Consider the following 10,994-nt stretch of genomic DNA (forward strand, 5'->3'; position numbering starts at 1 on the left):
GCAACTGGAGGCCAAAGGGATCTATGGACTGGATGTTAGAAAAGTGCACGCGATATCTCTACGTTCGTGAACTCGCGAACGATAAATTCTATGTGGGACAATCCAAAGATCCGGACAAGCGCATCCGCAAACATTTCAGTGGGAGCGGTTCAGCGTGGACGCGCCTACATCCGCCAGTAAAAGAACTGGCGCGAAGTCGCCTTGAGTACGTAGATTACCGAATGGGGGAGTTGGCAGAAAACAAATTAGTACTGCAGTTGATGCACCCAACTCAGCCTCGATCCACAGAATTCGCTGATCGAGAACCTGAGTCTCATCGTGCGGGACAAAGAAATCCGATTTACGGAGTCGCCGCTGATTCGGGTCAAACGAAAAGAGGCGGCAAAGCGCTTGTAGAGTCGCGGTCTTCCCTGAGCCGTTCGGCCCGATCAAGAATGTAAGGTCAGACAGATCAACAATTTCTGGTTCTGCACCAAACGATTGAAAACCACAGATGCGAACGAACTGAAGCTTCAAAGTAGAATCCTTTCCAAGTGAGGTCAGCGGTGCTTGAGGATATAAGGTTCAATCGCAACTAGACGTTCAATGAATCCAACAGCGAACATCGCCGACGCTTAGCCAATCCAGCCGCGAGCATTGCGATCCAATTCGACGAATACGTCGACCTCTGGCTAAGAGCCAGTCACGACGCGCCAGAAGCCGAGTCTTCGTAGAACCCGTGCCTGGCACTAGGAAGAGTCTTAAACCACTACGCGTACGCGAGCATTTCACGGATCTTACGTCCCCAGGCTTTATCGTGGATCAGACGTTTATGGTTGTGATCGCCGTTGATGATCTCGTCCTTGGTCAGGGTCGACAGGACTTCCCAATCCTCACCAAACTTATAGGTGGCGTTATCCAAATGTGAGCTTTCAAGAAGATAAATCCCACGCTTGACAAAGCCAAAGACGAAGTAACCTTGGTAGCCACCTCGGCCCGTGGCAAAGAAATCAGGCTCGAATCGAGTAATCTCCCTGATACGGTGCTCGATCACTCCCTGCTCTGAAGGTCGCAGACCGGCCAGATATGGTTTCACGATGACCTCTGCGCTCTTCCAAGGGTACTTCCCAGGAGGAAGCAAATCCCACTGCAGCTGGCGTGCCTGCACCTTTGCAATGCGTTTGCGGTCAACGTCGAAAATCTCAAACTCTTGGAAAAATTCGAGCATGAGGTTCGCCACGTGAATAAGCGCGGTGGACGGCTCATCGATTTTCACCCTGCGCGTCACGACGTATTCCTTCCCATCAATGACACTTAGAGAAAGGTGCTCCATGGGCGGACGAACAAAGTCGATGGGATACACATCCATGGTTCGGATTTGCACACCACTGTGATCGTTGCCATGCCAGTCTTTCCAGCTCCGGTACTGAGGGACTGATTTTTTGATAAGCGGGAGATCTCGCCGTTTGATCTCCTTGCCGCGCGCATTGAATTCGCTGACTTTGCCGATCGTCGCAGGAAGGATCGAGTCACCGTCTTTTTCAAGGTGAGCGATCGCCAGCCGCGCCTGAAGGTTCTGATCGACCTTTTCTCGCTCAATCACGAACAGCATTTCGCGGGCGCCATGCGAGTGCGCGATGATTCGATTAACGCTGTTGATTGACTTGCCTGTGACCATCGCTATCGTCCCTGCTTTCCGTGAGAGGATTCCAAGGTAGCACACTGCCAGCAGATCTGAAGCGACTTGGCGCGTGGCCGGCATTTATCTATCGAATCTGCAGCCGTGAGTTGCTAAGGCGGGAGGTTGCTCAGGCGCTGAACGCTCAATGGCCGGTAGTCAGGTTTGATGCACTTGGCGCCTAATCACCGACCTTAAGCCGTACCATTTCCAATGACCAGCCTCCAGTGGAAAACAACAGGTAATACAACGCCGAGTCATGGTTGGGGCGCGAAGACCGCGCGAATACGCGCCGCACCGCGATGAATGTCCTCACGGCTTAACAGTCTGTGATGGGCCGCACGACTCGGCGGCTGGGGCGTGAACGTGCGGCAATGCCTGCGGGATCTCAGGGCCGGCCTGGCGCAGCCGCATCGCAAACAACGTGCCCTCCGTTCACAATCCTTCAATGCCGACCGTTTCACTTAACTGAGTGGCGATCAGCTTGATTCGCCGCTCGACCGAAGAACGGGAAACACCGAACTCGGCAGCCACACACTCGTAAGTCGCGCCATTGATCACAGCCTCGACAGCAGGCCCCGGCATCGCCTGTCGGGTACCTTACCGCTGACGGGCATCCCACATGCGCAAGCGAACGAGTCGCCTGGCGATACATCCGACTGGAATAAAGAAGAACCGGTCTACCTGCATTGGCGTCTGCTTCAGGACGTCGGCGAGTTGGCCAATCCTCTTGCACCGCTGACAGAGAAATTCGACACCCTGCGTTGGGTGTTAGCCGAGCCCGCCACGACCCGCTGCCGTTCTCGTTTGCCAACTGCCAGCGCGTTCTCGGCTGCAGCCCGCTGTCGCCGATTGGTTTTGGGGGTGAGTTGGATGCCGAGGAAGTCCGCGATCATGTGCGCTACGACTGGCGGCGCTGGTTGAACCGCAGCTTGGACGGTTATCCCCCCTGGATGCGGCGGCTGGTGCTGCATACTCTTCGAAGTGTCAGCCCTGCAGCACAGGCCTATTCCGTAGCGGTGCTGCCGGCCTGTCACTTTTGCTCACCCCCCTCCGCCATACCGGCCCACACGGGCCATGCCAATCCCGTCACAAACGGGGGTACAGACGGGGTAGGCGCATAAATCGGGGACAAAAAAATCCCGCGGAGCGTTTAGCTCGCGGGATTTCTCTTTGATGTTTGGCGGGAAACCAGGGATTCGAACCCTGGAGACGCTATTAACGTCCGCCGGTTTTCAAGACCGCTATGCAAATTCAAGCGGGCCAATGCCCCGAAACCCGTCGGCGTTCCATTACTCATGGCAATCGGTCAGGCTACAGACCGCATTCTGCAAGGGGTGCGTTTTGAGTTTGGGAACCGTTTTTGTCCTCCCGAGCATCATGTCGAATGAAGGCAAGCCACGGAATTGCCTAAAGAATTACAAATACTTTGCGACTGCTTTCGGCCAAAAACGGCCACTCACGAGTACCCGTTTCCGACACAAAGTGGCCAGTGGCCAGAGGCATAAGTGGCGACTGGGAACCTAAGAGCGGGTGTAAACCTCATTTAGTGTTCCAGCCTTTAACTTGATCCCACGCCTGCTCGGCCGAAAGTACGTATTAGATTGTTTTGCCCTCAATGGCGGGGGTGCCCCGCCATATTAGTTTAACTTAATAGTTATTTAGTTCTGAGGGTCAGCTCAGGTGTTGCTCAAGCGTTTTGATCTCACTCTTATTTAAAAGAGCAAATTGAGTGCCCTGGCCAAAAAGTGCATCAAGAGCCATTCTGATTGAGTGCTTATTTGACTTGTAATGCAACCTTATCTTATCAAGGTGCGACTTGTTATTTTGGTAGTTGTCAAAAGACTCTGTAAATGAAGATAGCATATCGGGAAAAAGTTCGGAGCTTCGAGTGAGTTCGTATTTTTTACATAGAAGCTGCCCCAGTATAAGGGTGGCGCTGTAGTAGGTGTTTGTTTTTTTGCCGTTATCATCAATTCGGATTTTTCGGCAACAATGGATGCCATGATCTAACTCGTCGCTACTTTTTCCAGCCATCAACTCACACTTCGCCATCTGAAGCCAATAATGTGGAATTTTGTTGTATTCACCATGCAATTTTCGATAAATTTCACGAATTAATTTAGCTGCACCGCTAGAGAATATCTCGTTTAGTTTATCGAATCGAATTAGGGAGTTTGCAGTCTCTTGATGTCCGTTTTTTAGGAGAGTTGAAACCAGGCGGGCAGTGTAGTCAATCACAGTCTTAGCATTTGTACGAGAGGCGTCTTTCAGTATAGTAAACAGCCAAGGCTTCGAGTTGCAGGTAATTATTTTTCCGCTACTGCCCGATAGCTGTTCACTTTCAAAAATGATTTCATGCTTGGAAGTGAAATTAAATATGTCAAAGCCTGGGTCAATGCTTGTGAGCTGCCCGGAGGTAGCCTTGTCAAAAGCGGCGGTCAATAAGCAGATATTGAAAAGTTCCTCATTGAGGTGGCGATCAAAGAGTTTTGAGCTTCTGATTTGGCTTTTGTATTCACCATAGATTCTATAGGAAAAATCTAGCAGGGACTCTCCTAATTTGTAGTTAGGCAACCCTAAAGTGTTAAGGCGATTGGTGTAATCTTTAGACTCGTCTGAAGAGAGATTCGGCGCTAACGTAATGGTGTGAAATTTAACATTCCCACGATCTAGCGATGGGCGATATTGTTCGAAATCAGATTTGGAGAAACTGAATACGAGTCTATTTGTACTCGACGTTCGGAGCTTTAGAATCTCCTTGAAATCTTCGTGGCCAATGCTGTTTGAATCAAAAATAAACATCGAGTGTTCATTTTTTTCGATGAGCGTTTTAAGCTTTGGTGAATACGTTTCGGTCGACGGTAAGAAATAGGTATTGTATTCAGTAAACTCTCTAAATATTTCAAGCAAAGCCGTTGTTTTTCCTGAGAATCGGCGCCCGACAATGGCAGTGTAAACGTTGCTGGAGATTTTGCTGCGATTTTGCCCGATAAGATCACGAGCGATTGTGATTTCAGGAAGTGAAGCAACTCTTTTGCCTGAGCCGGTATGAAATATAGGTCCTCCTTTCGCAATATAGTTAATAATATCACTTTTGACTGAGGGTTTTACTTCAATCTCAAGGTTTTGCAATCTTGGCTCAGGCTCAACATCTTTTAAAATCTCGTGCAACCAACTATAAATCTCATCATAACGATCAAATTGTATTATTGTTCTTATGCCATAGTCTTGCAAAGCCATTTCTGACTCAATATCTATGTCGCCTACTTTTAAGAAAATAGATCGAGAAAAAGCGTAATCTTTCGCCAAATTTTGAAGGTCGACTTCTGCATCGAGACTACAACCAATGAAAAGCATTGAACCATTTTTTGCGAGGTCTCTTAGCATAGAAAGTGTAGATGCGTTGCTAGAGATACTTTCGGCGTATTCCTTCCAGGTAAAAATTAGCTTGGTATCTTCGTAAATTAGGTACTCCGAAATGTCGCCATGGATTTTGAATAGGCATTTTGCCGCGCTGGCACGTTCCACTGAAATTTCACGATGCGGAAGCACCTTGATGAGGTCGCGTCGTTGGGTTTCAATCGCGTCGTCAATATTAAATGTGAAGATGTGAGGCCAGTCTAGATCAAGTATATTTTTTTTGGGCGGTGGCAATTGGATCTTTGAGAAAACGGCTTCAAAATAGTTTCGTGAAGTTTTTTGCGGGATGAAATCTGGTCGGGTCACCAGCCCAAAGCAGCTTTTCAAGGATGAGATGCCATTAATTTGTAGCTTACGCGAATCACTTAAATCATTGTTGGCCAGTGCAAGCTTTTTAATACCATTGATCAATGCTTTAGCATCTGGAACTTTTGATTTAAATGATGAGCAATCCTTGGTAAAGCCTGAGCCGATGAATGGGATCAGTTCAGATCGCCTGTAGTAAGATTGCACTAATTCGATAGCGCGTTGATCCATAAAGTGAATAATTTCCATATCGTGCATGGCAGTCCTTAAATTTTAAGTATCAAAACGCTATCATAAAGAAATGATGGTCTTCATGCGATGCTGTATAGGCATACAGCCGCAACCTCACCCACAAACGGCAAGCCTCTAGCTATGACTGGCCTTGGAAGCGGATACGTAGTGAGCATCACCCGTCTTTAGCTGATTGTTCCTGCATCAGTGGTAGCTTTTGGCTGTTACCCCTTCGTTAGCGTCCTACGCCAAGGTCAGGTCAGCTAAGGGGTGCGATTTTCCGGTTATGACCACGCTGAGCGATGGTGAAATCCGATGAAAATTATTGGTCAAGTCGAATTCAAATGAGTGGGCAACCCTGTGCAATTACCCAGCTGACAACCTGCTACCAGCGCGTATTTTCAAGATGGCTCAATATCGACTTTGTTGAAGTTACCCACTTGGGCGCACCATCAACTCTCCGTCAATGGCTGGTTTGTGGAGCCAGCCGAAGATCAACACACAGGCCGGGAAGGTCGAGGTCATATAACCAGAAACTGACGCGAGAGAAAGGCATTATCCTAGAGCCTAGTGAGTTAGCTTGGACTGTTCAAGCCTGAGCCTGCCCGTAGATGAATGGCTGGCAATGGCTTTGCGCTAACATTAGCTAGCGTCCGCTCCGGGCCGGAAGCGTCATCTATGAATGGCTGTTTCTGGCCTACTGCTGCCCTTCGCGGTAGGCAGCTTAGGATCCCATACGACTGCAGGGAAGCCAGCTAAACGATCCGTCCGATGATGGATTGGACGTCGCTCTCCCCAAAAGCGCCACTACCCCTGCTTTCGAGGCATTGAGCGGCCTTCCTCGTAGCAATTTCTAAGCAAGCACCAATTTACTACGCCACTGCTATGCTTAGCCCTTTTAGGCGGGGTGACACACATGGCAGGGGAATACTCACTCCCAGATTTGCTTGAACGAATGTACGAGAATCAGCTGGCGTTGGAAGCAGCTCTGATGGAGTTGGCTCTCCAAAGCGAAAAGCAAGGCATGGATGAAGTTGGTGACAACGTCCGTGGTGCTCTATTCGTGATCGGCGAAAATGCTGGGCACATCAAGCAGGGCTTGGCGAAGCTACGAACTAATCGTCTCTGACAAAGCACACCCCGATTGTGTAGGAGTATGTGGGGGATTTCAGGCGATAGTCCCGTGATTGCGCGCTGTGACGCACATTCATGGCAGGTTGCATAAATGCATAATGGGCATTGGATGGCATTGATTGGCGTATGATTTGCCCCATTTTCGCCCCACAACCAGGTATGTCCGGATACGCTTTATATCCTGCGGATGCCCTAACAATACTCAAACTAAACGTTAAGCCGCTAAGTCCCGCCCCCCACAGGAACAGTCAAATTAACGCTCCCGGCTCCCATTTCACCACCACAAGGTCACCACCGAGTCAACCTCTGCACCTGATTGCCAATGCTATATCGGATGTCTATGTGTTCAACGTGATGGATCGGATGCACCTTCTCTCGCCCCCCTAAAGTAAACACCCAAACGCCTCCTCTCCTGACTGCTTAGCACCCACAGAAGGACTGATAGTCCGACTTAGGCTATCGATTCTCTGAGCAGGGTCGGGTAACTCAACGTCTTGGAGATGATTATTTATACATGGACATAATAGACTTCCCAGACAAAAAACTCAGCCGCCTATGGAGCTGAGTGCATCCCATTATGCAGACGCCTTTTGGCATTCTCCGCTACAATCCAAGGGTGCTGGGTAAGTCATTCATAGCGACCGTTTTGGTCCACGGGGTATGGTGGACTTTGTTTGGCTCAATTGGCGACTACATTCGGTATAACCAGGAGGTGAATTTTGATTGTCGCGTCGTACACTAGAGAGCTTGGCTATATTAAGACGGAGCTATCCCGCTATTCGCATCATTCAGTATTCAACTGTGCGATGAATTATCTCGATCAAGGCCGCACATTAAAACATATGCCATGGGTAGTCATGTTTTCTTTGAAGCTTTCTCTCTTGGAAGTAAGCGGCTCGCTTGAAATGAGCAATGATGCCTTCTTAAAGTTAATAAATAGGATTTATAAGTTATCTAATCGGTTACTGGATACATCCCCCGAAATCTTTATGCTAATGATGCGAGCGATGGTAATCCAGCAGTTGTGGTACCAGGTTCCAATAATTGATAGCTGGCGCCAAGTAATTCTACAACGCACGCTACTTGAAAGGTCGCGGGACTTTAACAATGACCTATTCCATCAAAAAGTCGGAATCACTCTTAACGAATACTATAAGATTGCATGCTACCTAATGACGGTGACTGGCAAGGAAAACCCCAACAGCGTAGTTAGATGGAGTATGACAGCATTTTACTCCCATTTATCCCCCGCTATAAGCGACGCGGCATTAGTTAATTTCTTGAAGCTTGTCGCACTTCCATTTCAAAGACTACCTCAATATCTCCAACCCTTCTCGGTCAATGATTGTAATTCGGCAGAGCTGTATCAAGAAACTCCCTTCAAAAACAAACCCATTATCATGGTAAATGATGGGCTTATAATTTTCAATGCTGGAATATGTGTTTCTGGATTAAGAAGTATTGCAATGGACGTCCTTAAAGGCTGCCCTCAATTTTATGGAAACTTCGGTAGAGATGTAGAATGCTACGTGGGAGAAAGATTATATAAAACAGCAATGAAAGTTTACTCAATGCCCGATCTAAATAAGATAATACCGATTAAGACTGGAAAAATCGCAGATTACGTCGTGGTAGACAAAGATGATGTTTTCGTATTTGAGTCCAAGGCAATAACCCCGTCGGTATTGATGAGATGCGCATATGACCCGAGTTTGCTTTCAGACCTTCTAAAAGATAGTTTCATTAAGGGTGTTGAACAGGGTCAAGAAACAGCTTTTAAATTAAGTGCAGTAGACGCCTTTAAAAACAAGAGAACTAGAATCATAGTTGTCACGCTGGAAGACTTTCATATTTATGGCGGCGAATACATATCTCATTACATACAAGATGGTTTTGAAGACGCGCTTGTGCAAAAATATGGACGCCTTCCTGTGCAACTAAAAGATGTCATTTACATGACACTCAAAGATTTGATAACACTTACTGAATGGTTAAAAGATAAGCCAGCGGGATCTATGGAAAGTCTTTTCAACCAAATTGAAGAGGATAGTAAAGAGCCGGGGGGCGGACGTTTTAGCATTTCACCACATATCGGCGACAGAATTGGTGCCGAGGTTATCGGAGCGATTGGTGTTGGTGATGCGCTAGAGAGAACTCAGGCAGAGATGGAGCAGCTATTGATGTCTAATCGTAGGTTCCGTAAAGGCCAACACCCAGTATCCTTTATAAATACATTTGAGCAATTCAGAACGCTATTGCGGCAGAGCTTCGTTTGACGGATATGAATAGTTTAAGCGCCTGACAAGGATGATTCTTCACCGGGTTGCGCCATACCTTTGCGCTTTCGTGGGGAATACTGCCCTAGACCATGACCGCACTCACACTTACTACTGCTCCCCCTCCAGGCGCGGTAGCCAATTAACCAATTTAATCAAGCAATCCACCGCCATATGAGAATAAAAAGCAATGGATAAAATCTCGAAAGGTATGGGCACAGTCTCACAGCTTACCGCAGTATGTATCGTTCTTACCTTTATTGTAGGTATGCGATGGCAAGACGGTTTTTATATCGAACTTGGCTTCCCCTGGATGAGTGGCTATCCAAATTATTTAGATACCATCAAGACTGGCATAGCTATCATAAAGTTATTTCTTCTGGCAGGAGTCGTCGGATGGTTTTCCATTTGGGCGTTGTCCAACTGGAGGCACGATGCTGCAACTATGACTCTAGTTGTCTTCGTTTTTATACTGGTTCCATTTGGAGATCTCGCTGCTTCACTAGTTGAGAAAAACTCAACACCTGAATTTTCAATCTTTAAGAGTCAGTACCAGATACTCACCACAGGCTTCATTCTCGGAGGGATAATAAAGCTTCTTTCAAACGAAACAACCATCCCCAGATTTAAACCCGAGGATAGAAAATTTCAAATACCAATTTATTCCTTGCTTATTCTTTGCACAGTCATGATAGGAATATTTGACTCTCCCAAATCCTTAGGAGCCGCAGCTGCGCAGAGCGCTATGCGCACTGGTTTCAGTAATTACTCTTCTGTTAAGGATGTTAAAGGAGAGCACTGGAACATTATAGGACAGAACCAAGGCAATTTTATTCTCGCGCGACCACTTTACAAGAACAACACGATAGAAATTAAAGTTGCCAATAACACATCTGAACTCATTATTTATCCGACCACACCTATTTCTTCCGGAATTATTGACACTACGAGCACAATAAGCAATCCGTAAACGGGGGCAGAGGCTATATGCAAAGCTTTACTGGCAAAACTATGTACATGATACCGTCCATAATTGATTGAGTTTCGTTGTGTAGCTCTGACTCATCATTTCACGCCTCATCCCCCATTCCGGGCTACCCGGAACGCTGGCCGCGCGCAATGTGCCCCTACCCCAGCGGTCGTTTATCTGATCTAGAACCGTCATCACTCGGGTTGCCTCGGCCGGCTGCGATATTGCAAAAAGATCATCTGTGTACTCACCCGGCTGACACAGGTTGAGCAGCATAACTTCTGCTTTGCTGTACTTGAAGCCTGGCCGAAATAAGCGTTCAAGCGCGCCAACAGCCGCTTGAGTGAGAAGGCGCACGTCGTCAGTGGGGTACGGCATATCAACCACTACCCCGTTGGCGTACTTTGCCTCTTCAGGGTTGAACATGCCGGTACGGATGCTCACACGCACCTTTTTGCATAACGAGTTCTGAGCCCGAAGCTTTTCAGAAGCTCGCATCATGTAGGTGGCCACCGCCTCCCTAATAGGAGCCAGCTCCGTTAGCCGTTGACCGAACATACGACTGCAGCAGATCTCCTGCTTTGGCGGGTCTGGCTCATCCAGTTCCAGGCATGGTGTACCGCCCAGCTCCCTGGCCGTCTTCTCGATCACTACACTAAATTTCTTGCGGAGCGTCCATGGATCCGCCTTAGCTAGGTCCATTGCAGACTTTATGCCCATTGCATCGAGATGAAGTTTCATCTTGCGGCCAACGCCCCACACCTCTGCCACGTCCGTATTACGCAGCACCCAGTCCCGCTTAATCGGGTCGGTGATATTGACCACACCACCGGTTTGCGATTGCAGACGCTTCGCAGTGTGGTTTGCCAGCTTCGCCAGGGTCTTTGTATGAGCAATACCGACACCAACAGGTATGCCGGTGCAGCGAAGTACCTGGGCGCGGATCTGCCGGCCTAAGGCATCCAAACTACCGACACCGGTCAGATCAGCGAATGCC

Annotated in this window: 6 protein-coding genes and 2 pseudogenes; 4 read left to right on the forward strand and 4 right to left on the reverse strand. The window is 48.0% G+C overall.

Annotated elements, in window-relative coordinates; genetic code table 11:
* Window positions 1–32: 32 nt before the first annotated feature.
* Window positions 33–116, forward strand: a pseudogene (locus tag A7K61_RS34280) (hypothetical protein); the annotation flags it as partial.
* A 154-nt stretch (window positions 117–270) separates the two neighbouring features.
* On the opposite strand, the pseudogene A7K61_RS31580 reads toward A7K61_RS34280, so the two are convergent.
* From A7K61_RS31580 to A7K61_RS20470, 3 genes and pseudogenes are all read right to left on the reverse strand, one after another.
* Window positions 271–516: pseudogene (locus tag A7K61_RS31580) on the reverse strand (AAA family ATPase); the annotation flags it as partial.
* A 232-nt stretch (window positions 517–748) separates the two neighbouring features.
* Window positions 749–1,741: a hypothetical protein gene (locus A7K61_RS20460; protein WP_256557968.1), complete on the reverse strand. Its 993-nt coding sequence runs from the start codon at window positions 1,739–1,741 to the stop codon at window positions 749–751.
* Between the two features lie 1,590 nt (window positions 1,742–3,331).
* The gene (locus A7K61_RS20470; protein ID WP_069558236.1) at window positions 3,332–5,644 is read right to left on the reverse strand and encodes an SIR2 family protein; all 2,313 of its coding nucleotides are present in this window, start codon (window positions 5,642–5,644) and stop codon (window positions 3,332–3,334) included.
* Window positions 5,645–6,533: 889 nt separating this feature from the next.
* Between A7K61_RS20470 and A7K61_RS20475 the strand changes: the two genes are divergently transcribed.
* From A7K61_RS20475 to A7K61_RS20485, 3 genes are all read left to right on the forward strand, one after another.
* On the forward strand, window positions 6,534–6,746 hold the full coding sequence (locus A7K61_RS20475) for a hypothetical protein (protein ID WP_043046698.1): 213 nt from the start codon (window positions 6,534–6,536) through the stop codon (window positions 6,744–6,746).
* An 811-nt stretch (window positions 6,747–7,557) separates the two neighbouring features.
* Window positions 7,558–9,027: a hypothetical protein gene (locus tag A7K61_RS20480; RefSeq protein ID WP_171905485.1), complete on the forward strand. Its 1,470-nt coding sequence runs from the start codon at window positions 7,558–7,560 to the stop codon at window positions 9,025–9,027.
* A gap of 190 nt (window positions 9,028–9,217) precedes the next feature.
* Window positions 9,218–9,997 (forward strand): hypothetical protein, encoded by a 780-nt coding sequence (locus A7K61_RS20485; protein WP_069558238.1) that lies wholly within the window; start codon window positions 9,218–9,220, stop codon window positions 9,995–9,997.
* Window positions 9,998–10,036: 39 nt separating this feature from the next.
* Here A7K61_RS20485 and A7K61_RS20490 read toward each other — a convergent pair.
* Window positions 10,037–10,994 (reverse strand): DUF4113 domain-containing protein (locus A7K61_RS20490; RefSeq protein WP_069558240.1); only part of this gene is annotated, 958 nt, incomplete at its 5' end.

The organism is Pseudomonas sp. AP42 (genome assembly GCF_001728935.1).
Taxonomy (GTDB): Bacteria; Pseudomonadota; Gammaproteobacteria; order Pseudomonadales; family Pseudomonadaceae; genus Aquipseudomonas; species Aquipseudomonas lactis.

Excerpts from the sequence above, each read along its gene's own strand:
- A7K61_RS20460 (WP_256557968.1), bottom strand. The coding sequence starts at position 1,741 with ATGCCGGCCACGCGCCAAGTCGCTTCAGATCTGCTGGCAGTGTGCTAC.
- A7K61_RS20470 (WP_069558236.1), bottom strand. The coding sequence starts at position 5,644 with ATGCACGATATGGAAATTATTCACTTTATGGATCAACGCGCTATCGAA.
- A7K61_RS20475 (WP_043046698.1), top strand. The coding sequence starts at position 6,534 with ATGGCAGGGGAATACTCACTCCCAGATTTGCTTGAACGAATGTACGAG.
- A7K61_RS20480 (WP_171905485.1), top strand. The coding sequence starts at position 7,558 with ATGAATTATCTCGATCAAGGCCGCACATTAAAACATATGCCATGGGTA.
- A7K61_RS20485 (WP_069558238.1), top strand. The coding sequence starts at position 9,218 with ATGGATAAAATCTCGAAAGGTATGGGCACAGTCTCACAGCTTACCGCA.